This is a genomic window from Agrobacterium sp. MA01 (assembly GCF_009650195.1).
In the GTDB taxonomy this organism is placed as follows: Bacteria; Pseudomonadota; Alphaproteobacteria; order Rhizobiales; family Rhizobiaceae; genus Allorhizobium.
The window spans coordinates 2,524,750-2,547,105 of sequence record NZ_CP045854.1; the positions used below are offsets into that span (position 1 = coordinate 2,524,750).

General features: G+C 61.6%; 26 protein-coding genes. 12 read left to right on the forward strand and 14 right to left on the reverse strand.

The genetic code is table 11. The features are described from left to right. Window position 1 precedes the first annotated feature (1 nt). A complete protein-coding gene (locus GH983_RS12280) occupies window positions 2-2,086 on the reverse strand; it encodes a bifunctional diguanylate cyclase/phosphodiesterase (RefSeq protein ID WP_153762515.1) in 2,085 nt (694 codons plus the stop codon). 295 nt (window positions 2,087-2,381) lie between these two features. Here GH983_RS12280 and GH983_RS12285 point away from each other — a divergent pair, with 295 nt between their 5' ends. The 5 genes from GH983_RS12285 (at window position 2,382) to prmB (ending at window position 8,137) form a co-directional block, all read left to right on the forward strand. Beyond that, the gene (locus GH983_RS12285; protein WP_054151508.1) at window positions 2,382-2,981 is read left to right on the forward strand and encodes a 50S ribosomal protein L25/general stress protein Ctc; all 600 of its coding nucleotides are present in this window, start codon (window positions 2,382-2,384) and stop codon (window positions 2,979-2,981) included. A 210-nt stretch (window positions 2,982-3,191) separates the two neighbouring features. Beyond that, on the forward strand, window positions 3,192-5,570 hold the full coding sequence (locus GH983_RS12290; RefSeq protein ID WP_054151507.1) for an EAL domain-containing protein: 2,379 nt from the start codon (window positions 3,192-3,194) through the stop codon (window positions 5,568-5,570). A 24-nt stretch (window positions 5,571-5,594) separates the two neighbouring features. Continuing rightward, complete coding sequence (locus tag GH983_RS12295) at window positions 5,595-6,335, forward strand: ABC transporter substrate-binding protein (RefSeq protein WP_054151506.1); 741 nt, start codon at window positions 5,595-5,597, stop codon at window positions 6,333-6,335. A gap of 78 nt (window positions 6,336-6,413) precedes the next feature. Further along, window positions 6,414-7,139 (forward strand): aminoacyl-tRNA hydrolase, encoded by a 726-nt coding sequence (gene pth / locus GH983_RS12300; protein WP_153762516.1) that lies wholly within the window; start codon window positions 6,414-6,416, stop codon window positions 7,137-7,139. A 68-nt stretch (window positions 7,140-7,207) separates the two neighbouring features. Continuing rightward, window positions 7,208-8,137, forward strand: coding sequence for a 50S ribosomal protein L3 N(5)-glutamine methyltransferase (gene prmB, locus GH983_RS12305; protein WP_153762517.1), 930 nt, complete (start codon window positions 7,208-7,210; stop codon window positions 8,135-8,137). Between the two features lie 10 nt (window positions 8,138-8,147). Here prmB and GH983_RS12310 read toward each other — a convergent pair whose 3' ends face one another. Beyond that, entirely contained in the window at window positions 8,148-8,546 is a 399-nt protein-coding gene (locus GH983_RS12310) for a hypothetical protein (RefSeq protein ID WP_153762518.1), read from the reverse strand. Window positions 8,547-8,589: 43 nt separating this feature from the next. Then, on the reverse strand, window positions 8,590-9,198 hold the full coding sequence (locus GH983_RS12315) for a TetR/AcrR family transcriptional regulator (protein WP_153762519.1): 609 nt from the start codon (window positions 9,196-9,198) through the stop codon (window positions 8,590-8,592). 166 nt (window positions 9,199-9,364) lie between these two features. Here GH983_RS12315 and GH983_RS12320 point away from each other — a divergent pair, with 166 nt between their 5' ends. Next, window positions 9,365-9,769: a RidA family protein gene (locus GH983_RS12320; RefSeq protein ID WP_054151501.1), complete on the forward strand. Its 405-nt coding sequence runs from the start codon at window positions 9,365-9,367 to the stop codon at window positions 9,767-9,769. Between the two features lie 11 nt (window positions 9,770-9,780). On the opposite strand, the gene GH983_RS12325 is transcribed toward GH983_RS12320, so the two are convergent. Together GH983_RS12325 and clpS are read right to left on the reverse strand one after the other, a co-directional pair. Further along, the gene (locus tag GH983_RS12325; protein ID WP_054151500.1) at window positions 9,781-10,188 is read right to left on the reverse strand and encodes a hypothetical protein; all 408 of its coding nucleotides are present in this window, start codon (window positions 10,186-10,188) and stop codon (window positions 9,781-9,783) included. A gap of 5 nt (window positions 10,189-10,193) precedes the next feature. Beyond that, window positions 10,194-10,502, reverse strand: coding sequence for an ATP-dependent Clp protease adapter ClpS (clpS, locus tag GH983_RS12330; protein ID WP_006725606.1), 309 nt, complete (start codon window positions 10,500-10,502; stop codon window positions 10,194-10,196). A gap of 112 nt (window positions 10,503-10,614) precedes the next feature. Between clpS and ychF the strand changes: the two genes are divergently transcribed. Then, on the forward strand, window positions 10,615-11,718 hold the full coding sequence (gene ychF / locus GH983_RS12335; protein ID WP_054151499.1) for a redox-regulated ATPase YchF: 1,104 nt from the start codon (window positions 10,615-10,617) through the stop codon (window positions 11,716-11,718). 71 nt (window positions 11,719-11,789) lie between these two features. Here ychF and GH983_RS12340 read toward each other — a convergent pair whose 3' ends face one another. Continuing rightward, a complete protein-coding gene (locus GH983_RS12340) occupies window positions 11,790-11,996 on the reverse strand; it encodes a DUF2892 domain-containing protein (RefSeq protein ID WP_054151498.1) in 207 nt (68 codons plus the stop codon). Between the two features lie 90 nt (window positions 11,997-12,086). Then, window positions 12,087-12,749, reverse strand: coding sequence for a Crp/Fnr family transcriptional regulator (locus GH983_RS12345; RefSeq protein WP_153762520.1), 663 nt, complete (start codon window positions 12,747-12,749; stop codon window positions 12,087-12,089). 67 nt (window positions 12,750-12,816) lie between these two features. On the opposite strand from GH983_RS12345, the gene GH983_RS12350 reads away from it, so the two are divergent. From GH983_RS12350 to GH983_RS12370, 5 genes are read left to right on the forward strand one after another with little or no spacing between them, the layout of a single operon-like run. After that, window positions 12,817-13,287: a MaoC family dehydratase gene (locus tag GH983_RS12350; protein ID WP_054151496.1), complete on the forward strand. Its 471-nt coding sequence runs from the start codon at window positions 12,817-12,819 to the stop codon at window positions 13,285-13,287. Beyond that, window positions 13,284-13,772, forward strand: a complete 489-nt coding sequence (locus GH983_RS12355; RefSeq protein ID WP_069043692.1) for a MaoC family dehydratase — start codon at window positions 13,284-13,286, stop codon at window positions 13,770-13,772. Before GH983_RS12350 ends, GH983_RS12355 begins: the two co-directional genes overlap by 4 nt. Then, complete coding sequence (locus tag GH983_RS12360; RefSeq protein WP_153762521.1) at window positions 13,769-14,245, forward strand: glutathione peroxidase; 477 nt, start codon at window positions 13,769-13,771, stop codon at window positions 14,243-14,245. The genes GH983_RS12355 and GH983_RS12360 overlap by 4 nt, the downstream gene beginning before the upstream one ends. Before the next feature lie 6 nt (window positions 14,246-14,251). Beyond that, complete coding sequence (locus GH983_RS12365; RefSeq protein ID WP_153762522.1) at window positions 14,252-15,079, forward strand: AraC family transcriptional regulator; 828 nt, start codon at window positions 14,252-14,254, stop codon at window positions 15,077-15,079. 37 nt (window positions 15,080-15,116) lie between these two features. Further along, window positions 15,117-15,725, forward strand: coding sequence for a LysE family translocator (locus GH983_RS12370; RefSeq protein WP_153762523.1), 609 nt, complete (start codon window positions 15,117-15,119; stop codon window positions 15,723-15,725). A 52-nt stretch (window positions 15,726-15,777) separates the two neighbouring features. Here the strand turns inward: GH983_RS12370 and GH983_RS12375 are convergent, their stop codons facing one another. From GH983_RS12375 to GH983_RS12405, 7 genes are all read right to left on the reverse strand, one after another. Then, window positions 15,778-16,320 carry an adenine phosphoribosyltransferase gene (locus GH983_RS12375; RefSeq protein WP_069043688.1) on the reverse strand — a complete coding sequence of 181 codons (543 nt, stop codon included), beginning with the start codon at window positions 16,318-16,320 and terminating at the stop codon, window positions 15,778-15,780. Between the two features lie 116 nt (window positions 16,321-16,436). Then, window positions 16,437-17,312 carry a cytochrome c1 gene (locus tag GH983_RS12380; protein ID WP_153762524.1) on the reverse strand — a complete coding sequence of 292 codons (876 nt, stop codon included), beginning with the start codon at window positions 17,310-17,312 and terminating at the stop codon, window positions 16,437-16,439. A 21-nt stretch (window positions 17,313-17,333) separates the two neighbouring features. Continuing rightward, window positions 17,334-18,602 carry a cytochrome b N-terminal domain-containing protein gene (locus tag GH983_RS12385; protein WP_054151490.1) on the reverse strand — a complete coding sequence of 423 codons (1,269 nt, stop codon included), beginning with the start codon at window positions 18,600-18,602 and terminating at the stop codon, window positions 17,334-17,336. A 14-nt stretch (window positions 18,603-18,616) separates the two neighbouring features. Continuing rightward, window positions 18,617-19,195 carry a ubiquinol-cytochrome c reductase iron-sulfur subunit gene (gene petA / locus GH983_RS12390; RefSeq protein WP_054151489.1) on the reverse strand — a complete coding sequence of 193 codons (579 nt, stop codon included), beginning with the start codon at window positions 19,193-19,195 and terminating at the stop codon, window positions 18,617-18,619. Window positions 19,196-19,467: 272 nt separating this feature from the next. Next, window positions 19,468-21,339: an ABC transporter ATP-binding protein gene (locus tag GH983_RS12395; protein WP_153762525.1), complete on the reverse strand. Its 1,872-nt coding sequence runs from the start codon at window positions 21,337-21,339 to the stop codon at window positions 19,468-19,470. A 125-nt stretch (window positions 21,340-21,464) separates the two neighbouring features. Continuing rightward, a complete protein-coding gene (locus GH983_RS12400) occupies window positions 21,465-21,887 on the reverse strand; it encodes a DMT family transporter (protein ID WP_153762526.1) in 423 nt (140 codons plus the stop codon). Next, window positions 21,888-22,352, reverse strand: coding sequence for a DMT family transporter (locus GH983_RS12405; RefSeq protein WP_153762527.1), 465 nt, complete (start codon window positions 22,350-22,352; stop codon window positions 21,888-21,890). Window positions 22,353-22,356 lie beyond the last annotated feature (4 nt).

Below are 22,356 nucleotides of genomic sequence, written 5' to 3' on the forward strand. Positions count from 1 at the left end.
CTCAGGCCGCCATATCGGCAGCGCCGCCAGACTTGAGAGGCTCCCCGCTCGGCACCGAGGACAGCGCGGGATTGACGATATCCTGCAGTTCCGAGAGCGGCTGCGGTTTGCCATACAGAAAGCCCTGAACCTGCTGACACCCCTCCTGCTGGAGGAAGCGCAGATGCTCCGCATTCTCGACGCCTTCTGCCAGCACGGGAATGTCGAGGCTCTGGGCCAGAATGAGCGTCGAGCGGACGATGGCGGCCGACTGGCGGTTCTCCACGACGCTGTCGATGAAGCCCCGGTCGATCTTGATCTTGTCGAAGGGGAAAAGCTGCAGCGTCGAAAGCGAAGAATACCCAGTGCCGTAGTCATCCATGGCAATGTTGACACCAATCGCCTTCAGCTGGCGGATGATATGCAGTGCATGCTGCTGATCATCAATAATCCCGGACTCGGTGATCTCCAGTTCGAGGCGCGCCGGATCGAGACCCGACTCATCGAGAATTTCGCGCACCCGCTCGGGCAGCGCTGAATTGGCCAGCTGCTTGGGCGCAACATTCACGGCGATCTTGAGCGGGTTGCGCCACTGCACGGCTTCCAGGCAGGCCTGACGCAGCACCCAGTCACCGAGCTCGCCGATGAATCCTGTCCGCTCCGCGATCGGAATGAATTCGGACGGCGGAACCATGCCCCGTGTGGGATGAGACCAGCGCAACAGAACCTCGAAACCGACCACCTCGCCGGTCTGCGTGTCGTTCTGCTTCTGGAAATAGAGCTGAAACTCGTTGCGCAGGAAGCCGGCCCGCATGTCCATCGCGAGCGCGCTCCGCTCGCGAGCGGCCTGATCCATGGACTTGTCGTAGAAGCAGACATTGTTCGAGCCGGCCGACTTTGCGCGATACATGGCAATATCCGCCTGCGCCATGAGGTCGTCGATGTCATCGGCGCCGTCCGGGAAGGTGGTAATCCCGATGCTTGTCCCGACGGACAGTGTCAGCCCCTTCCATTGGATCGGCGACACCAGTTCGGAAATGATGCCCCGTGCAAAGGCCTCGGCAGCTCCCGCGGTGAACAACCGGGGACTGACCGCGATGAATTCATCCCCTCCGATGCGGGCCACGAATTCACCCGGTTTCAGGCTCTCCGACATGCGCTCGGCAACCACGCGCAGCACGTGGTCACCTGCCGCGTGACCGTGCACGTCATTGATCTCCTTGAAACGGTCGAGATCGAAGGAGAAGATGTAGATGCGATCGTTGCGCGCAGCCGGGCGATCCATGAGATGTCCGAGACGCTCCATGAATGCCATGCGGTTCGGCAAGCCGGTGAGCGCATCATGCAGCGACAGCTGGCGATAGCGCTCGACCGCCGAGCGGTTCGATTGCCGGTCGATGACATAGGTCATCGCGCCGATCACCAGGATCAACAGCGTGACGAAGATAAGCACCACCGTCATCACGCTTTCGGGCAGCATGTTCACCGGCAACGAAGCACCAAAATTCGGCTCGACGGTCAACGCTGTCATGCCGATGAAGTGCGTCGACGCAATGGCCAGCACGAGTGCGGCGCCACCGCCATAACGGCAGAATCGCGTGACGGGCCGAGCCACGCGATTGGTGGCCAGGGCGCCGAACAGTCCTGCCGCCACGAGAGACGCCCAGACATAGTTCATGTTCCAATGCAGATCCGCCTGAACCTGATAGCCAGACATGCCGACATAATGCATCGATGCAATGCCCGCACCGACGAGCGCTCCACCGGCTTCGATGAGGAAGCTGCGCGTGGTCACGGCGGCAATGAAGAGACCCATGCCCGTGATCACGATGGCGAGCATCAGCGAAAGCAGCGTCGCGGTCGGCTCATAGCCGGCAAGGGCATCGGCCTCATAGCCCATCATGGCAACGAAATGTGTGGTCCAGATGGATGAACCGCCAATAATGGACGTCAGTGCAATCCAGCTCGCACGCACCGGACCCCGCGTACTGCGGACGCGGCTGAAGAGGCGCATTGTGAGAAGCGATCCCAACACGCAGATAAGAACAGCGGCGATCAGTGAAACCGGGTCGTGATCGACAGCAATGCAGGTTAGAACGGCGAGCATGGGCAAGAACCAGTTTGAATTGACGGCCAAACCTAGCAGTGGTCAATTTCAAAATGCTCACCGCGCATGGTTACCAGACTCTGTTTCACGCCCCGTTGGCGAGCAGCCGGGTCACAAGCGCGTTATGCGGCGGTTTCTCCCGCATAACCTTGCTATTCCACTGCATCTGGTCTATAGGCGCCCGATCCGCACAGACACCCTTGGAGGCAATGTGGATGGGACCGGCAACGGTCTCCGGTTCTGGCATGACCAAGATGCGTCGCCAGGGCTCTCCAGTAACTTGAAAGGTAAAGCCATGAGCCACGCTTCTTACGAGCTCAAGGCCGTAGCACGCGAACGGGTAGGTAAGGGGTCCTCCCGCGAACTTCGCCGCAACGGTCTCATCCCGGCTGTCATTTACGGTGACAAGCAGGCCCCGATTGCGATCTCGATCAACACGAACGAGATCACCAAGCGCATCCACGCCGGCGGTTTCATGACCACCGTCGCCGTCATTGAAGTCAATGGCGAAAAGATCCGCGTTCTGCCGAAGGACTACCAGCTCGACGTCGTTCGTGATTTCACGATGCATGTCGACTTCCTGCGCGTCTCGGCAAACAGCCAGGTTTCGGTTCAGGTCCCGGTTCACTTCATCAACGAAGAGAAGTCCGCCATCAAGACCGGCGCCGTTCTCAACATCGTTCGCCACGAAGTTGAACTGCACTGCCCCGCTTCGGACATCCCGGAAGCGATCACTGTTGACCTCGCTGGCCTCAAGGTCGGCGATGCGATCCACATCTCGGCCGTCAAGCTGCCGAAGGGCGTGACGCCTGTAATCGCCGACCGCGACTTCACGATCGCTACGATCGTTGCTCCGGCTGGCGGCATGGAAGAAGAAGGTTCGGCTGAAGCCTGATCGATCTGATCCATTTGACGGATTGAGCCCACCCTTTGCGGGGTGGGCTTTTTTGTTGCTTACGCGCGGCTGTAGAAGAGACTCGAATCCAACTATTTCTCTTTAGGCAAGTTTAAAGTATTTCGTGAAACGCTCCGCCTCTCAATCATTGCGTGAGGGAGCACTGAGCAGCATGCCGCATCATCCCGCGCCGCTTGAGGCGGACCGTTGATGACCCGTTCGGTGGAGAGCCGCTTCCTGGCGATCGTGGGAACGACGATTTTTATCCTCGTCGTGCCGCTCTTCGCGTTGTTCCTGTGGCTGGCGACGGAACGCGCCTCCGACGAATTGCAGCAGAACCTCGACATCCTGCTCGCCGCGAATGCGCAGGCGCTCGCCAAGCCGCTCTGGGACTTCGACCAGGAAAGCGTCGAACAGATCACCGCCACCATCGTCTCGAACGGCCCTGTCAGCCGCGTCAACGTCAAGGACGTCTCGGGCGGCATTGCCGTCTCCATGCCCGCACTGCCGAAATGGCCGAAAAACGGCCTGGAATCGATCACCCGCGAGATTTTCTACCAGGCGGTCGAAGGCCCCAAGCTGGTCGGCACCATCACCATCTATTACAGCCGGATCGACATCTTCTCCTCGCTGCGCCAGGCAGAGGTCATGCTGATCGGCATCTTCATGCTGGCAGTCCTCTGTGTCGTCGGCGCGGCCATCATCGGCAACCGTCTGATGGTCATGAAGCCGCTGCTCAAGCTCACCGCTGCGATCGAGGCGACCCGCCGCCTGGGCTCCCGTCACAATGTGGACTGGCAGTCCAACGACGAGATCGGTCGGCTCGCCCGCAGCTTCAACGCCATGCAGATCAAGCTCGAGCAGGAGGAGGACGAGTTGCGGCTCGCCCATCGCCGCGCGACCGACATCTACAATACCACGCCGGCCATGCTCTTTTCGCTCGATGAAGAAGATCGCATCACTGGCGTCAGCGACTACTGGCTGCTCGCCACCGGCTACCAGCGCCAGCAGATCGTCGGCCGTCGCTTCATCGAACTGGTGCCGCCAGAAGCGCGCGCCGCCTATCTGGAGCGTAAGAAGACGCGCTCCATCGCCGACGTTCTGGAAGCGACGACCCAGTTCGTCTGCGCCGACGGCATCGTGATGGACGTCCTCATCGCCGAAGCAAGCCGCAAGATCGAGGGCGCCGAGGAAGACCTCTCCCTGTCGGTCATGACCGATGTAACGGCGCTGAAGCAGTCCGAGGAGCGCAACCATCGCCAGGCGATCACCGACCATCTGACCGGCCTACGCAATCGCAAGGGCTTTGAAACAGCCCTCGACAGCGAGATCGTCGCCACGGACGCCGCGGGCGAAGAACTCGCCTGCATTTTCGTCGATCTCGACCGCTTCAAGTGGATCAACGACAATCTCGGCCACCAGGCCGGCGACCTCGTGCTGTGCCGCTTCGTGGAGCGCATGCAGGAACAGCTTCCGAAGGGCGCGATCGCCGCAAGGCTGGGCGGTGACGAATTTGCCATCCTGTTGCGTGGTGTCGCGATCGAGGACGCGGCGACCGCGATCAGCCGTGCACTCTGCAACATCTTCGTCGACCCCATGTCGATCGAGGGCTCGACCGTGCGCTTGAGCGCCAGCATCGGCATCGCCCTTTATCCGCGCCATGCCGCCAATGCCACCGAATTGCTGCAGAAATCCGACATGGCGATGTACAGCAAGAAGCGCGACGGCAAGAATGGCGCGCAGCTCTACGACCCGCAGATCCAGGATCACACCCGCCGCCGTGCCGAAATCGAACATGACATCGAGGAAGGTCTGAAGGAGGACTGGTTCGATGCCTTTTTCCAGCCGATCGTCGAGATCGAGAGTGGCCGGACGGTCGGCTATGAAGCCTTGATGCGCCTCGTCCACCCGCAGCGCGGGGTTGTGCCACCGGCAGAAATCATCGGTGTAGCCGAGGAAACCGGCGCGATCAGCCGTCTCGGCGGCCATGTGCTTGAGAAGGCTCTTTCCAACCTTGCCCGCCTGAGTGCGGCCACCGGCAACCACGAGGCCTATCTCGCCGTCAACTTCTCGCCGTTGCAGTTCGATGCATCACTGCCGGTAAGACTGGCAGCCCTCACCGCCCATTTCGGCATTGAACCGCGCCGGATTGTCATCGAGATCACCGAAGCGACGCTGCTGCACGACAATCCGCAGATCCGCACCATCCTCGATGAGTTCAACCGCTATGGTTATCGTCTCGCGCTCGACGACTTCGGCACGGGCTATTCTTCGTTGAGCTATCTTAACCGCTTCCCCGTCGACATCGTGAAGATCGACCAGTCCTTCATCCGATCGCTGACCGAGGACGAACCCGAACTCCGCCACAAGAGCCGCATGCTCGTCGAAGGCATCACCGCCATCTCCCACAAGATGGAATGCACTGTCGTCGCCGAAGGCATCGAGACGGATGAACAGCGCCGCATTCTGGAAGAATTCGGTGTCGACTATGGCCAGGGCTACCACTTCGCCCGTCCACAGCCGCTGCCGAAGCTGATCGAACTCGCCCTGTCCGCCCCGACCAACCTGCCAAAGGTGTCCGCAGGCTGACATCATCAGAAAGAGGGAACCGCAATGAAAGTCTTTACCATCATGCTTTCACTTGCGGCGGCCCCGGTCGCCGCCGCAGACATCGTCCATTTCACCACGGAAGATTACCCGCCCTACAATTTCAGGGTGGGAAGCGAAATCCGCGGAGCCGGTTACGACCAGGTTCTTCTGATGATGAAGGACATCAACGTCCGCTACACCATCGAAATGATGCCCTGGGCCCGCGCAATCGCGCTTGCCGAGAGCGAACCGATGCACTGCGTCTTCACCACAGCCCACATCCCCGAGCGGGACACGCGCTTCAAATGGGTGGAGCCGATTGCGGTTGGCCGCAATTTCATGGTCTCGCACAAGAATTCCGGCATCAAGGTCGCCAATATCGAAGAGGCCAAGCGCCACATCGTCGGCACCCAGCGCAACGACTACACCCAGACCCTGCTGGAGAACGAGGGCTTTCCGAAGATCGACCTCGCCACCGACCTGAAGCTCACGCTGAAGAAGCTCGAGAGCAAGCGTATCGACCTGATGCCGATCTCGGAGCAGCATTACATCGAGCTGCAGGAGAAGGGCGTCGACCTCGAAGCCCAGTTCGTGTTCTCCGAGCAGAAGTTCGCCATCGCCTGCAACGTCAATTTCCCTGAGGATCTGCTGGCCCGGATGCAGGGCGCGCTGGACAAGCTGATTGCCGACGGCACCCAGGCCGAGATCTTCGACACCTACAATCTGCGCTATTCGAATATCGGTCAGGTCGCCGCCAAACCCTGACGGCCCCGACATCAGTCTTGACTTTCGAACCGTTTCGCTGTCGGGAAAGGCCATGAACCTCAAGACGGATCTCGGGCAATGATCATCCTGGCCGGCCTCGGCAATCCCGGTGCGCAGTATCAGAAGAACCGGCACAATATCGGCTTCATGGCGGTCGACGCGATCCAGCGTCGGCACGCCTTCTCGCCATGGGCGAAGAAATTCAAGGCCGAGATCTCCGAAGGCACGCTGGCCGGCGAGAAGGTCATGCTGATCAAGCCGCAGACCTTCATGAACCTGTCTGGCGAAAGCGTCGGCGAAGCCATGCGCTTCTACAAGCTCGGCCCCGAAGACATTGTCGCGATCTATGACGAACTCGACCTCCAGCCCGGCAAGGCCCGCATCAAGACCGGCGGCGGTCATGGCGGCCACAACGGCATCAAGTCTATCGATGCCCATTGCGGCCTGAACTACAGGCGCCTGCGCCTCGGCATCGGCCATCCCGGCGACAAATCCAAGGTGCACAACCACGTCCTCGGCGACTTCGCCAAGGTAGATGCCGAATGGCTCGATCCGCTGATCGAGGCACTGGCCGACAATGCCGAGATGCTGGTGCGCGGTGAAGACTCGCAGCTGATGAATAAGTTCGCGCTCGCAACCGGCGGCAGGGCCGAGGACGAAAAGCCAGCAAAGGCGCCGAAGGCCCCGAAACCCGCCCAGTCCCATATCCATCAGGCCCGCAATTTCAACCAGCCGAAGGAGCTTCCCGAGAGCGGCCCAATGGCCGAGATGCTGAAGAAGATGTTCGGCCCCAAGGGCGATTGACCACACCCTCACGGGGGCGCCCTGCCCCCGCCTTTCACCGATAGCCGCGCAAACGACCGGAAAACGCCATGAGCCACGACATCACCACCGACCTCGTCACCCTGCGCGACTACTGGCGTTATGCCATCTCCCGCTTCAACGCCGCAGAACTGAGCTACGGCCACGGCACACACACCGCCATCGACGATGCCGCCTTCCTCATCCTCGACAGCCTCGACCTGCCGATCGACACGCTCGATCCCTTCCTCGACGCCAAGCTTCTCCCCGCAGAACGCCGCCTGCTCGCCGACCGCATCGAGACGCGTGTCGCGACCCGCAAGCCCTCTGCCTATCTGACTGGCCGATCCTACATCCAGGGTCTGCGCTTCTTCGTCGATGAGCGCGTGATCGTGCCGCGCTCGCATATCGGCGAAATTCTCTTCAACGAATATGGCGGCGAATTCGGCTCAACCTTCCTGCCCGATCCATTTGCGGTCGAAAGCGTCGTCGACATCTGCACCGGCTCAGGCTGCCTCGCGATCCTCGCCACACGCTTCTTCCCACTCGCTGCAGTCGATGCCGTCGATCTCTCCGCCGATGCGCTGGAAGTGGCCGAAAAGAACCGCCAGGCCTATGGCCTCGAAGACCAGCTGACGCTGCACCAGGGCGATCTCTTCACGCCACTTGCCGGCCGCAAGTTCGACCTGATCATCACCAACCCGCCCTATGTCGATCACGAGGCTATGGACGCGTTCCCGGCCGAATACCGCGCCGAGCCCGCCATGGCCCATGACGGCGGCGAAGACGGGCTCGACCTCGTCCGCACGCTTCTCGCCGAAGCGCCGAAGCATCTGAACCCGGGCGGTGGCATGCTCTGCGAGATCGGCCGCGGCCGCGACATCCTCGAAGCCGAATTCCCCGACCTCGACTTGCTCTGGGTCGAGACGACGGAGGAAGAAGACGCGGTGTTCTGGATCAGCGCGGAAGCGTTGGGCGTGAAGGCAAGCAAGGGCAAGTGAGGCGAGGCTATCACCACTCGAAGGTTTTGACCCGATACCAGAAGAGATCGACGAGTGCTGCGAGGCCCCAGTCGATCCAGTAGGCCGTGACCTTCGAGGCATCGGGGACGAGCAGCAGCACGATGGACCCGCTCAGCATGGCCCAGCACACCGCAAGCCGCAGATTGTGCAGGCTGTCGAGGCGGTAATAGCCCGCCTCGTCATACTCGGTCTTGAAGACCATGTCGGTCCAGCTGTAGCCGTCGCTGATCACGAGATCCATCATCGGCCGGTCCGACAGGCGGTCCGGCAAGATGTTGAAAACGGCACGCGAAACATGTCCCAGTGCACCCATCAGGGCGAGCACAGCCAGCGCCACGGCATAGTGCCAGGTGGCCGCTTCGGCGAGTGTCTGCGGGTCGGGCGTCATGGTGGAAGTCTAGTCGGCAGACGTAATAATTTGGTTTCAGGCCTCAGGTTTGGCCGGCCTGCACCGGCTTCGCCAGAAGCCCCTCAACAAGCACCCGGAACGCCTCCTGCGCTTTTGGCAAGACACTCTCGGGCTCCGCGCTCGCCGCGATCCACATCGCGGCATTGAGCGCGGCACCGCTGATCAGCCGCGCGGCCGCCTCCGGATCGACCGGCTTCAGGATGCCTTCCGACATCAGGTCCTCGACGGCCTGACGGGTCACCTGAAGGCAGGAATTCTGGCTCGGCCATAACGAGGGATCACCGAGCACCGCAGGCCCGTCGAGCAGCACGATGCGCTGCACCTCGGGGTCTAGCGCCATCTCGATATAGGCTGCCCCCTCGGCTAGGAGTGCATTCCACCCCTTTCCTGCCGCCGCACCTCGCGCCTTGGCGCGCTCGGCCATCTCGCTGTCGATCTGGTTGACGACGGCGGCAAACAGCCCGCGCTTGTCGCCGAAATTGTGGTAGAGCGCGCCCCGCGTCAGCCCAGCCTCTGCGGTGAGCGCATCCATCGAGGCATCCGCAACGCCCTTGTCCGCAAAGGCCTTGCGCGCAGCAGCGATCAGCTTGCTGCGATTTTCCGCCATGCTTTCAGACCGTGTGCGCTTCACACTATTCTCCTGACTTCACATACATTGCGTATATGAATTTGACATACGACCCGCATGCGAGTAGCTCTACATACGCGACGTATATGAAATTCTCAGCCTGCAGCCAAGCGGCATTTCACCGACCCACCCTTGGGCGGAACGATGCCGCATGCCCGAAAGGATACCCATGACCAAGCCTGAACCCGTCTTCCCCGCAAACAGACACGCCCTTTACGAACAGCATGGCTATTCCGCCGCCATCCGCACCGGTGACCTTCTTTTCGTCTCCGGCCAGGTCGGCAGCCGCGAGGACGGCACAGCCGAACCGGACTTCGAGGCCCAGGTCCGCCGCGCCTTCGCCAACCTCGAAGCGACACTCGCCGCCGCCGGCTGCTCACTTGCCGACCTCGTCGACGTCACCACATTCCACACCGACCCGGAGACCCAATTCGCAACCATCATGAAGGTAAAGGCGGAAGTCTTCCCCGCCCCACCTTATCCGAATTGGACGGCAATCGGCGTCAACTGGCTCGCCGGCTTCGATTTCGAGATCAAGGTGATCGCGCGGATTCCTAGGACGCCGGCAATCTGAGGTATCGCCCCTCAGGGCCGCGTTGCCAACGCGGCCTTAAGCATCTCGCCGGCATGCATCTCGAACCACCGCAGCATGTCGGCGGTGCTGGCAGCTTCTCCGATACCTGGCTTCGCGCCACAGAGTTCGGCGCAAGCAGCAGCCATCGCCGTCAGGATCCGGGCGGTCTCCGGCACATAGGCGAGATCGTCATCGGTTTGATGACGCCGACGAATGATGGCGTAGCGCATGGTCTCCGGATAGGTCCATGCGCTCGTCAACACATCCTGCACACTGACGGCCTGGCCATTGACGACCGCTATCGCATCACGATCGGTCTCGCGATACCCCGCTGTCTCGACCTGTTCGCAGAAGTCGATGGCAGCCTGCATCATACGTCTGACAAGGACCCAATCGGTCTGCGCAGGTGCATTCGCCATCTGCCTCACTCCTCCGGTTCGGCCGTGAACAACAGCGGCATGCCCGCTTCCTTGGCGAGGTCCATGGCTTCCGTCACCTTCGTCTCGGCGATCTCCCGCGTGCAGACAACGACCACCGCCGAGCCGAACTTGTGCGCCGTCATCATCACCCGGTAACCCGTCTCCTCGCTCATCCGGAACACGACCTTCAAGACGATCGTGACGAATTCGCGCGGCGTGTAATCGTCATTGTGCAGGAGCACCTTGTAGAGCCGTGGCTTCTCCACCTTGGGCTTGGTCACCGTCTTCGGCGTCAGTACCGTATCCTTCGCCATGGGTTCCTTCCGGATCTAGAGGCCGCATCAGGGCCGCAACACTTGACCATGCCCTTCCTATACCCCATAGGCGTGGGCAACGAAAATCCATCCCGAGCAGGTATATAGAGCCATGGGCTTCAAATGCGGTATCGTCGGGCTGCCGAATGTCGGCAAGTCCACTCTTTTCAACGCGCTGACCAAGACGGCGGCCGCCCAGGCAGCCAATTATCCCTTCTGCACGATCGAGCCGAACACCGGTGAAGTGGCCGTTCCCGATCCGCGCATGAAGAAGCTGGCCGACATCGCCGGCTCCAAGGAAATCATCCCGACCCGCATCTCCTTCGTCGATATCGCTGGCCTCGTGCGCGGCGCCTCGAAGGGCGAAGGCCTCGGCAACAAGTTCCTCGCCAACATCCGCGAAGTCGATGCCGTGGTCCACGTGCTGCGCTGCTTCGAAGACGACGACATCACCCATGTCGAAGGCAAGATCGATCCGGTCGGCGATGCCGACACGATCGAGACCGAGCTGATGCTCGCTGACCTCGAAAGCCTGGAACGCCGCGTAGAACAGACCCGCAAGCGCGCCGCCTCCAAGGACAAGGAATCGACCGCCCAGCTGCCGATCATGGAGCAGGTGGTGAAGCTGCTCAACGAAGGCAAGCCCGCCCGTCTCCTCCTGAAGACGCTTGCAACCGACGAGATCGAGATCCTCAAGACCCTCAACCTCCTCACCTCGCATCCGGTCCTCTATGTCTGCAACGTCGCCGAAGGTGACGCCGCAACCGGCAACAAGCACACCGAAGCCGTTGCCAAGATGGCCGCTGAACAGGGCGCCGAATGCGTCGTGATCTCGGCTGCCATCGAAGCCGAAGTGGCCCAGCTGCCGGAAGAGGAATCGGTCGAATTCCTCTCCGCACTTGGCCTCGACGAAGCCGGCCTCGACCGCCTGATCCGCGCCGGTTATCACCTGCTCGACCTGATCACCTATTTCACGGTCGGCCCAAAGGAGACCCGCGCCTGGACCATCGTCCGAGGCACCAAGGCACCTGCAGCTGCCGGCGTCATCCACACCGATTTCGAACGCGGCTTCATCCGCGCCTTCACCATCGCCTATGACGACTACATCGCCTTCAAGGGCGAAGTCGGCGCCAAGGAAGCCGGCAAGGGCCGCGACGAAGGCAAGGAATATGTCGTCCAGGACGGCGACGTCATCCACTTCCGCTTCAACACGTAAGCGGAACAATCAGAACGACGAAAGGCCGCGATCACTCGCGGCCTTTTTTTGTTGGATCAGGGAGGTGGGCGTCAGGCCCGTTTCACCGGGCAGGTCGAAAGGCCCATGATCGAATAGAGCGGGCAGCTCGACATCAGACCGGTCGCAAGCGGCACGATCCCGATCAGGGTGAAATAACGCCACGACGCATCCGGATAGAGGAAGAAGAGCGACAGCAGCACGAGGCCTGCGACGATCCTGAGGATGCGGTCGAGACCGCCGACATTCTTGGCAAACATGGTAATTTCCCTCCGTTGTTTTGACGATGGCATGAGACTAGCGCGGCCTTGCCACCGCGTCGGTGACTTAGTCACGGGCTTTGCAAAGTCTTAACCGTCAGCAGCCCGCGCCATGCGGGCAAGCTCGGCGCGATTGATGATACCGATCTGCCCGCGTTCATTTGCAACCACGCCCTTGGAGACCAGCGCCTCCAGCCGCCGCGATACCACCTCTCGTGCCGTACCGATGATGACGGCGAGCTCCTGATGTGTGAGAGCGACATGCCCCTCCTCGTCGGCCCGTTCGATCAGCGCATGGGCCAGTCGCTGCTCCACCTTCACGAAGGCCACCTGCTCCAGCACGAACATCAGGTCGCCCAGCCGGTCGGCAAAGGCCTTGAAGACGAAACTGCGAAAGGCGGTCGACTCCGCCATCAGGGATTCGAAGATGGCAGGCGGCACCATCACCGCCACAAGGTCGCTCTCGGCGACCGCCTCGCCCGAATAGGGCGCACCGCCGAGCACACCGAGCGTTGTCTGCACGCAGGTCTCCCCCGGCGTCACGGAGTAGAGCAGCAGTTCCCGTCCGTTTCGACCCGTCAGATAAACGCCGATGCGGCCGGACAGGAGAATGACAAAGCTCTGCGCGGCATCTCCCGGCCGGAATAGCGTCGTGCGCGCGGGCACATGCATCGGCTTCAGCGTCTCCAGCGCCCGCCGCGCATCCGGATCGATCTCCGCCAGAAAGCTCGCCTGTTCCGCCCAGCCCGCCATGGACCACCTCCCGATTCCCGCTTATGAACCATAGATAGCACCGAACAGGGAAGGGAGAAGACGACGCATGCAGGATGACAGGCTTCACTACGAGGACTTCACGGAGGGTCGAAGCTTTGCGCTCGGGCCGCGTCTCGTGACAGCCGAAGAGATCATCGAATTCGCCCGCGAATTCGATCCGCAGCCAATGCATCTCTCGGAAGAAGCCGGCAAGGCAAGCATCCTCGGAGGCCTCTCCGCCTCCGGCTGGCACACGTCCAGCCTGTTCATGCGCCTGATGATCGACGCTTACGTTCTCAAAGCCGCGTCCGAAGGCGCTCCCGGCATTGAATTCATGCAGTGGCGCAAACCCGTGCTGGCTGGCGACACGCTGTCCGGCCAATCCATCGTCGAAGAGGTCCGCCTCATGCGCTCCCGCCCCCACCTCGGCATCGTCACCTTCGGCCATGAACTGCAAAACCAGCGCGGCGAAACGGTCATGAAGGCCCGCAACGCAGTGATGATCCGCCGCCGCGAGTCCTCGGAGGTGCCGGCATGAAGATGCTCGACCTCTATCCGGCCGGCACCCGCCTTGAGCTCGGCTCGGTCACCTTCACGGCCGAAGACATCATCCGCTTTGCCGAGAAGTTTGATCCGCAGCCCTTCCATGTCGATGCTGAGGCCGCAAAGGCTTACGTCTTCGGTGCGCTCTGTGCGTCCGGCTGGCATACCTGCGCCAACTGGATGAAGAGCTTCATCGGCTTCATCGGCCGCGAGATGAAGCGCCTGAATGCCGAGGGCATCGCGCCGCCAATGATCGGCCCCTCCCCGGGCTTTGCTGAGCTGCAATGGCTGAAACCCGTCTATGTCGGCGATACCATCACCTACTTCATGACCCCGCTCGAAAGCCGCACCGTTCAGGGCCGGAACCGCTACATCCTGAATTCGGCCCTCTCGGAAGGGGTCAATCAGCACGGTGAAACAGTCTTGCGCTTCAAGAGCAATCTGATCGAATTCTTCCCCGACGAGGAGCAAGCCCAATGACCGTTCACGATTTCGCCATGACCGCCATCGACGGCACCGAGCGCAGCCTGAAGGACTATGCCGGCAAGGTACTATTGATCGTCAACACCGCGAGCGCCTGCGGTCTGACACCCCAATACGAAGGCTTGGAGGCCCTCCACAAGGCCAATCTTGATCTCGTGGTGCTCGGCTTCCCCTGCAACCAGTTCGGCGCCCAGGAGCCCGGCACGGAAAGGGAAATCGCGCTCTTCTGCGAAACCCGCTTCGCCGTGACCTTCCCGATGTTCGCGAAAATCGAGGTGAACGGCGCAGGCACCCACCCGCTCTACGCCTTTCTGAAGGCAGAAACCCCGGGCGCAGAGCAGGGACAGGAAATCGGCTGGAACTTCGCAAAGTTCCTCGTCGGCCGCGATGGCCAACCGATTGCCCGCTATTCGCCGCGCACGGCCCCATCGGAGCTTGCCGACGACATCGCCAAAGCGCTCGCCCACTGATCCGCCATGGCCGGCTTCCGCTTCCATCCGACATCTATCATCGGCCTGGAAGCGGTCTCGGCAACAAGCGCCCATGTCTTTCCCAAACACAGCCACGACACCTATGGCATCGGCTTCCTTTCCGCCGGTGGTCAGATCTCGTCCTCGGGGCGCGGTCAGGTGGAAGCCGAAGCCGGCCAGCTGATCACGGTCAATCCGGGCGAAGTGCATGACGGCGCCCCGATCGGCCGGACGCCGCGCAGTTGGCGCATGCTTTACCTGACGCCGGCCCTCGTCACGGACAGCATATCCGATCTGGTCTCCTCGACCTCGGACCTGGAATTCGAATGTCCGGTCTTCGCTGACACCGATATACGCAATCACCTCGCGGCCCTGCATCACCGGTTTGACCATGGACCGCAAGACCATCCAGCGGACGCCCTAAATGAAGTGCTCGTCCTCATCCTTGGAAAGGCGCTGCTTCGCCGCCGCGAGGCACCACCTCCCCTGCCCGCCAGTCTCGCCCGTGTTCGCCAACGCCTGGACGAGGATCCGACAACCCTTGCCGATCTCTCGGGCCTTGCCCGCGAAGCCTGCCTCAGCCGCTTTCAGCTGATCCGCGCCTTTCTGCGCCACACCGGCCTCACGCCCCATGCCTACCGCATGCAGAGCCGCGCCAACCTGGGCCGCCGCCTGCTGATGCAAGGTCTCGTCCCCGCTGAGGTCGCTGCGGCCTGCGGTTACGTCGACCAGAGCCATATGCACCGCGAATTCCGTCGCCGCTTCGGCCTTACCCCCGGCGCCTATCGCAGCGCCTGGCTCGGCTGCAATCCTGTACAAGACGAGAGCACCTGACACCGGCATGCTTGCTCCAGCAACGCAGGAGATAAGCATGACCCTCGATTTCCTTTTGACGACCCTGATCATTGTCGCAACGCCCGGCACGGGCGCGCTCTTTACGCTGGCAGCAGCCCTCGGTGGCGGACGCCGCAACGCCCTGATCGCCGCATTCGGCTGCACGCTAGGCATCGTCCCGCATATGCTGGCGGCAGCGCTGGGGCTCGCCGCCCTCGTCGCCGCCGAATCGCGTCTCTTCGAGGCGATCCGCTATGCCGGCATCGCCTATCTGATCTGGATGGCGATCGGTCTCTGGGAAAGCGGCCTCGTCCAGGAGCAGACGGCCGAACCGAGCGGTGAGGCCTGGCGGATCATCCGCAAAGCGGTGCTGATCAACCTGCTCAATCCGAAGCTCTCGCTCTTCTTCCTGGCCTTCCTGCCGCAATTCGTCGATACGGCCGATCCGAGACCACTGACCACCATGGCGGCCTTGAGCCTCGTCTTCATGGCCGTGACCTTCGTCGTCTTCGCAATCTACGGCCTTGCCGCAGCCGCGATGCGCCATGGCATCGTGGAGCGTCCGCACAGGATGCGGATCATCAACCGGTTGCTCTCATGCGGCTTCTTGGCAATGGCGGGGAGATTGGCGCTGGCTGAGCGCTAAGGGACCAGTGAGGGGTCGACCGGGCGGCAGCGCCCGGTCGTTGTAAAAAGGTTCAGTGCCCCTCGAATTCTACGAGCGTTCGAACCTCGACACCGAGCGCCTCAAGCTTCTTGCGGCCACCAAGCTCCGGCAGGTCGATGACGAAGCAGGCAGACACGACGTCAGCGCCGATCTGGCGCAGCAGCTGTACGGCGCCCACGGCCGTGCCGCCGGTGGCGATCAGGTCGTCGACCAGAATGACCTTCTCGCCCGGCTTCACCGCATCCATATGGATTTCCATCTCGTCAACGCCGTATTCCAGGCTGTAGGCGATCCGCACGGTCTCGTGCGGCAGCTTGCCCTTCTTGCGGATCGGCACGAAGCCGGCCGAGAGCTGGTGCGCGACCGCGCCCCCGAGAATGAAGCCACGTGCCTCCATGCCGGCAATCTTGTCGACCTTCAACCCCACATAGGGCTGCACCAGCTCATCGACGGCGCGACGAAACGCCCGCGCGTCGCCGAGCAGCGTAGTGATGTCGCGAAAGATGATCCCGGGCTTGGGATAGTCGGGAATGGAGCGGATGGCTGCGGCGAGTTCGGGAGCGATCTTGGTCATGGGGCATCCGGAGTGTGACAGGAGGATTTCGCGGGACCTTACCAAGATTGGCATGGCCCCCCAACAAAAAAGGCGGCCCGAAGACCGCCTTTTGCGTGAAACGTCATCCCGAAGGATCAGTGTTCCTTGGTCGAGTAGACCGACTTCTTCGTCAGGTAGATCAGCGCGGTGAAGATCGCGAGGAACACCATGACCATGAAGCCCATGCGCTTGCGGTCTTCGAGATGCGGCTCGGCGGCCCACATCAGGAAGGCGGAGACGTCGAGCGAATACTGCTCCATCGTTTCCGGCGCACCGTCGTCATAGGTCACCTGGCCGTCGGAGATCGGCTGTGCCATCGCCAGCGACTGGCCGGCAATGAAGTAAGGGTTGAAGTAGGTGCCATCGGCAACTTCAATACCTTCCGGCGGATCCTGGTAACCGGTCAACAGCGCGTGGATGTAATCCGGACCGCCCTGCTGATACTGGGTGAAGATGTCGAAGACGAAGGTCGGGAAGCCGCGGGTCACACCGCGGGCCTTGGCGATCAGCGAGAAGTCCGGCGGAGCCGCACCACCCATGGCCGCCGCTGCCGCTTCCTTGTTCGGGAAGGGTGACGGGAAGTGGTCGGAAGCAACGGCCGGGCGCATGAACATTTCGCCGTCGGCGTTCGGCCCGTCTTCGACTTCGTAGTTTGCCGCAAACGCCTTTACCTGGGCTTCCGAGTATCCGAGATCTTCCAGCGTGCGGAAGGCAACCAGGTTCATCGAGTGACAGGCAGCGCAGACCTCGGTGTAGACCTTCAGGCCGCGCTGAAGCTGGCCCTTGTCATACTTGCCGAAGGGGCCGGCAAAGGACCAGTCCATCTGCTCGGGCTTCAGGATCGGATAGTGACCGGTCTGCGCAGCATGATGCGTCATTTCGGCCAGATCGCCGCCTTCTGCCGCGATGGCCTGGCCGGAAAAACCGGCCATGGCTGCGATCAGAGCGATGCTCGTGACAAGCTTTTTCATTGTTATCGTCCTCTCACGTGCTCAGGCTTGTGCGGCCGCGGACTTGCCGCTTTTTTCGAGAACCGCTTCGGTGATCGAGTTCGGGATGCGCCTTGGCGTCTCGAACAGTCCGAGCAGCGGCATGATCACGAGGAAGAAGCCGAAGTAGTAGGCGGTACCGGCCTGCGACAGGATAACGTAGATGCCTTCCGCCGGCATGGCACCGAGCCAGCCGAGCAGCAGCGAGTTCGCCACGAAAATCCAGTAGAACAGCTTGTACCAAGGGCGGTAGACGGCCGAACGAACCTTCGACGTGTCGAGCCACGGCAGGAAGAACAGCACGATGATCGCGCCAAACATCACGAGGACGCCGCCGAGCTTCGAGTCGATGAAGAGGATGTCGAACGTGATCGCGCGCAGCATCGCGTAGAACGGCAGGAAGTACCATTCCGGAACGATGTGGGCCGGGGTCTTCAGCGAGTCAGCCGGGATGTAGTTGTCCGGATGGCCGAGATAGTTCGGCATGTAGAAGACGAAATAGGCAAACACGAGCAGGAAGACCGAGAGGCCGAGCGCATCCTTCAGCGTCGCATAGGGCGTGAAGGGAACGGTATCGGTCTTCGACTTGACTTCAACGCCGGTCGGATTGGTCTGACCGGTGACGTGCAGCGCCCAGACGTGCAGGATGACCACGCCGGCGATCATGAACGGCAGCAGGTAGTGCAGCGCGAAGAAGCGGTTCAGCGTCGGATTGTCGACCGCAAAGCCGCCGAGCAGGAACTGCTGGATGGTTTCACCGACAAACGGGAAGGCGGTGAAGAAGCCGGTGATGACGGTCGCACCCCAGAAAGACATCTGGCCCCAGGGAAGAACGTAACCCATGAAGGCGGTTGCCATCATCAGAAGGAAGATCACCACGCCGAGGATCCATAGGATTTCGCGCGGCGCCTTGTAGGAGCCGTAGTAGAGACCACGGGCAATGTGCAGGTAGACGGCGATGAAGAAGAACGATGCGCCGTTGGCATGCATGTAGCGCAACAGCCAGCCGTTGTTGACGTCGCGCATGATCTTCTCGACCGAGTTGAAGGCGACGGTCGTCTCAGCAGCATAGTGCATGGCAAGCACGACACCGGTCAGGATCTGCACGAGCAGCATGACGGTGAGCATGCCACCGAAGGTGTAGGCATAGTTCAGATTGCGCGGAACCGGGTAGGAAACAAAGCTGTCATACATCAGACGCGGCAGCGGCAGGCGCGCATCGATCCACTTCTCGACGCCGGTGGACGGCTGGTAACTCGAATGGCCACTCATTGTGTCTTATCCCCTCAGCCGATCGTGATGACAGTGTCGGATGTGAATGCGAAGGTCGGCACCGGAAGGTTCGTCGGCGCAGGACCCTTGCGAATACGGCCCGCCGTATCGTAGTGCGAGCCGTGGCAGGGACAGAACCAGCCACCGAAATCACCGGCCTGGCCAAGCGGCACGCAGCCCAGATGGGTGCAGGAGCCGATCATGACGATCCAGTTTTCCTTGCCTTCGCCGGCCGATCGCGCGAGGTCGGTCGCTTCGGCTGTCGCATCGACGTTGTCGTTGCGGGCAACCGGATCCTTGAGGTCAGCAAGCGCAACGGCGTTGGCTTCCGCGACTTCCTGTTCCGTACGGTTGCGGATGAAGACCGGCTTGCCGCGCCACTTGACGGTCAGCGACATGCCCGGCTCAAGCGCAGACACGTCCACTTCGATCGAAGCGAGCGCGAGCGTCGATGCATCCGGACGCATCTGGTCGATGAAAGGCCAGGCGAACGAAGCCGCACCAACCGCGCCGGCAATACCGGTCACCATGTAGAGAAAGTCGCGGCGCGTAGGCTCGCCCGCATGTTCTGTCGTTGTCTCGTGTTCGCTCACGGTCACTTTTTCCTCTCGCAATCCTGCGACACACCGCATTTGCCCCCGCAGCGGGAATCACAATCCGGCCACTGTGCAGCCACAGATTCCCCGCCAGATTGGCGCGTTCTAAGCCCGATATTCTATTCTGTCCAGTCTTCGTCGGACAAGGAGCCACGTTGTCGCGGATTTCCGGGATACCATCCCCAAAAGCTTGATTTAACGCAAGTGTGAGCGACAGTTTATCAAGCAATGCAGCGCGTTGGACGTCCAGGAAAACACGGCCGCAGGCATCAAGCCGTTACCAGCTGGTCCCGCGTATCGAGGAAGCCGCCCGATTGCCGCGCCCAGAGCTCGGAATAGAGCCCGCCTTGCGCCACCAGTTCCTGGTGGGTGCCCTGCTCGATGATCCGCCCCTTGTCCATCACAACAAGTCGGTCGAGGGCGGCAATGGTCGACAAACGGTGGGCGATCGCCAGCACCGTCTTGCCCTGCATCAGCCGGTCGAGATTGGACTGGATCGCCGCCTCCACTTCCGAGTCCAGTGCCGATGTCGCCTCATCGAGCACGAGGATCGGCGCGTCCTTGAGCATCACGCGGGCGATCGCGATGCGCTGCCGCTGGCCACCGGAGAGCTTGACACCCCGCTCGCCGACATGGGCGTCGAAACCCTTCCGCCCACGCTGATCTTCCAGCCGCTGGATGAAGTCGAGTGCTTCGGCGCGCTCGGCGGCCTTCAACAGCATCTCGTCACTCGCATCCTCGCGACCGAAGAGAATGTTGTCGCGGATCGAGCGGTGCAGAAGCGCCGTATCCTGCGTGACCATCCCGATCTGGGACCGCAGGCTTTCCTGCGTGACGGTCGAGATATCCTGTCCGTCGATCAGGATACGGCCACCTTCCAGGTCGTAGAAACGCAGGAGCAGATTGACCAGCGTCGACTTGCCCGCGCCTGAGCGTCCGACGATGCCGACCTTCTCGCCGGGCTCAATGGTCAGCGTCAGATTGTCGATCGCACCGGTCTTGCGGCCATAATGAAACGTCACGTCTTCGAAGCGGATCTCCGGCGACTTCACCTGAAGCTTCGCCGCATCCGGCTTGTCGGTGAGCCCGATGGGCTTCGCCACCAGTTCGGCCGAATTCTGGATCGTGCCGATATTGCGCATGATGCCGTTGAGCTGCGTCATCATCCGGCCGAGCAGCATGTTGAGGCGCAGCACCAGACCGAGCGTGAACGCCACACCACCTGCGGTCACCGCCCCGGCAAACCAGAGATCGACGGACAGAAGCGCCACCATCAGAATCATGAAGCCGGAAAGAATCGAAAGCGAAGCCCGCACACCGGTGAGCAGCCGCGCGAAGGGGCGCAGCGTGTCCTGGAACCGGTCGAAACCAGCGCGGATATAATGGTCGTTCTGCCGCTCGCGGGCAAAAAGCTTCAGGGTCTGGATGTTCGAATAGCTGTCGACCAGACGGCCGTTCAGCATCGACGATGCCTCCGCCGTCTCTCTTGCGTGGTGGCGGATCTTCGGCACGAAATACCGGGCCAGCACCAGGAAGATCGCCACCCAGGCGCCGATGATCGCCGCCAGCCGCCAGTCGAGTTGTGCAACCAGCGCCATGGTCGAAATGGTATAGATCACCATGAACCAGACGACCTGCAGCAGCGACGTCAGCAGATCCCCGGTCGATTGCCCCGCCGACCAGACCTTGGTGACGATGCGCCCGGCAAAATCGTTCTGGAAGAAGGAGAGCGACTGACGCGCCACATGCGCATGCGCCTGCCAGCGCACCAGGTTGAAGAAGTTGAGGACGATCACCTGTTCCTCGACGAGGGCACCGATCGTCACGACGATAAAGCGACCGATGAGCACGATCAGCGCCATCGCTAACAACTCGCCGCCATGCGCTGCGATCAGCCCGTCCCACCCGGCATCCTTGGGCACGGTATCGAGCAGGTCGACAAGCCGTCCGACGAACCAGAACAGGCCGGCTTCGAGCATGGCCACGGCACCGCCGAAGATCGCCATCAGGAAGAAGGCCATCTTCGCCTGGCTGACATAGAACCAGACGAAGGCCCAGATCTTTTCCGGTGGACGCAGATTGTCCGATCGGGCGAAGGGATCGAGCCAGTTTTCGAAGAGGCGGGCGACAGCTTGAAACATGGAAAGCGATATAGGCCGATTGCCCGGGAGGGCAAAGCCTCAAACAGCATCTCGACCATTACAATTTGGTCAGACCCGATCGCGCCGGCGCCTGTCCGCTCATGCTGCGGGAAAGGCGCTCGCCGTCAGCGCGTGTAGCGGGTGAGGTAGATGCCGAGAAGGATCAACGCCACGCCGGCCGGCTGGCCGATGTGGAACTCGGCGGTACCGCGTGCGAGATCGATAAGAAGGCCGGTGATCATCTGCCCGCCGATGATCAGAAGCCCGGATCGCGCCGCACCGATGCGCGGAAAGACATAGGAGCTGATGACCACGAAACAGGCTCCGATCACGCCGCCCGTCAGGTAGAAGACCGGGACATCGGCGATAAGCGGCAGGCCGATGCGGTGAAAAAGCAGCACATAAACCGTCAACAGCAGGAAGCCGATCCAGTGGTTCCAGGCCGAGGCCGTAAACGCGCCGCGGTCCATGGTCAGCCGCCCGTTGATCGACCGGCTCATTCCGACGGCAGCACCGCCGGCGAGTGCGATGAGAACAGCGCCCAGCATTCACGCCCCCTTTGAGAAGATGAGCAGCGCGCTGCCGCCGATAACGCATGCTGTGGCCAGGAAGTCGAACCGGTTGAGCCTGCGCTTCGGCGTGCCGAACAGCCCGAACTGATCAGAAAGGAGCCCGAACAGGATCTGCCCGACAAGCAAAAGCGACAGGCCGCCGGCCAGCGCCAGTTCCGAATTGACCGCGATCGAACTCAAGGCCACCGCAAAGGCGCCGGGCGCACCGCCGAGATAGGACCAGAGGGGTGCCTTGCCATTGGCCGGAATGCGGCCCGCCCGACGCGCGACGGCACCATTGGCCACCAGCAGGAGAAAGGCGACCACGCCGCCGACGCCGTGCACCACCCAGGATGCGGTGAACGGTGTGGTCAAAGCCGCAAGACCGCTGTTGATGGTCACCATGACGGCGAGCAGGGCCCCGGCAAGGATCGCCCAGATCCAGTCGATATGTTTCAGCATGTTG

Coding starts and splice junctions, on each gene's coding strand:
- GH983_RS12310 (WP_153762518.1), bottom strand. CDS start 8,546: ATGACGCCCGACCCGCAGACACTCGCCGAAGCGGCCACCTGGCACTAT.
- GH983_RS12340 (WP_054151498.1), bottom strand. CDS start 11,996: ATGTTTGCCAAGAATGTCGGCGGTCTCGACCGCATCCTCAGGATCGTC.
- GH983_RS12355 (WP_069043692.1), top strand. CDS start 13,284: ATGAAGATGCTCGACCTCTATCCGGCCGGCACCCGCCTTGAGCTCGGC.
- GH983_RS12395 (WP_153762525.1), bottom strand. CDS start 21,339: ATGTTTCAAGCTGTCGCCCGCCTCTTCGAAAACTGGCTCGATCCCTTC.
- GH983_RS12320 (WP_054151501.1), top strand. CDS start 9,365: ATGACCAAGCCTGAACCCGTCTTCCCCGCAAACAGACACGCCCTTTAC.
- GH983_RS12380 (WP_153762524.1), bottom strand. CDS start 17,312: ATGAAAAAGCTTGTCACGAGCATCGCTCTGATCGCAGCCATGGCCGGT.
- GH983_RS12325 (WP_054151500.1), bottom strand. CDS start 10,188: ATGGCGAATGCACCTGCGCAGACCGATTGGGTCCTTGTCAGACGTATG.
- clpS (WP_006725606.1), bottom strand. CDS start 10,502: ATGGCGAAGGATACGGTACTGACGCCGAAGACGGTGACCAAGCCCAAG.
- GH983_RS12375 (WP_069043688.1), bottom strand. CDS start 16,320: ATGACCAAGATCGCTCCCGAACTCGCCGCAGCCATCCGCTCCATTCCC.
- GH983_RS12285 (WP_054151508.1), top strand. CDS start 2,382: ATGAGCCACGCTTCTTACGAGCTCAAGGCCGTAGCACGCGAACGGGTA.
- prmB (WP_153762517.1), top strand. CDS start 7,208: ATGAGCCACGACATCACCACCGACCTCGTCACCCTGCGCGACTACTGG.
- GH983_RS12370 (WP_153762523.1), top strand. CDS start 15,117: ATGACCCTCGATTTCCTTTTGACGACCCTGATCATTGTCGCAACGCCC.
- pth (WP_153762516.1), top strand. CDS start 6,414: ATGATCATCCTGGCCGGCCTCGGCAATCCCGGTGCGCAGTATCAGAAG.
- GH983_RS12345 (WP_153762520.1), bottom strand. CDS start 12,749: ATGGCGGGCTGGGCGGAACAGGCGAGCTTTCTGGCGGAGATCGATCCG.
- GH983_RS12385 (WP_054151490.1), bottom strand. CDS start 18,602: ATGAGTGGCCATTCGAGTTACCAGCCGTCCACCGGCGTCGAGAAGTGG.
- GH983_RS12290 (WP_054151507.1), top strand. CDS start 3,192: ATGACCCGTTCGGTGGAGAGCCGCTTCCTGGCGATCGTGGGAACGACG.
- GH983_RS12365 (WP_153762522.1), top strand. CDS start 14,252: ATGGCCGGCTTCCGCTTCCATCCGACATCTATCATCGGCCTGGAAGCG.
- GH983_RS12400 (WP_153762526.1), bottom strand. CDS start 21,887: ATGCTGGGCGCTGTTCTCATCGCACTCGCCGGCGGTGCTGCCGTCGGA.
- GH983_RS12350 (WP_054151496.1), top strand. CDS start 12,817: ATGCAGGATGACAGGCTTCACTACGAGGACTTCACGGAGGGTCGAAGC.
- GH983_RS12405 (WP_153762527.1), bottom strand. CDS start 22,352: ATGCTGAAACATATCGACTGGATCTGGGCGATCCTTGCCGGGGCCCTG.
- GH983_RS12280 (WP_153762515.1), bottom strand. CDS start 2,086: ATGCTCGCCGTTCTAACCTGCATTGCTGTCGATCACGACCCGGTTTCA.
- ychF (WP_054151499.1), top strand. CDS start 10,615: ATGGGCTTCAAATGCGGTATCGTCGGGCTGCCGAATGTCGGCAAGTCC.
- GH983_RS12360 (WP_153762521.1), top strand. CDS start 13,769: ATGACCGTTCACGATTTCGCCATGACCGCCATCGACGGCACCGAGCGC.
- GH983_RS12295 (WP_054151506.1), top strand. CDS start 5,595: ATGAAAGTCTTTACCATCATGCTTTCACTTGCGGCGGCCCCGGTCGCC.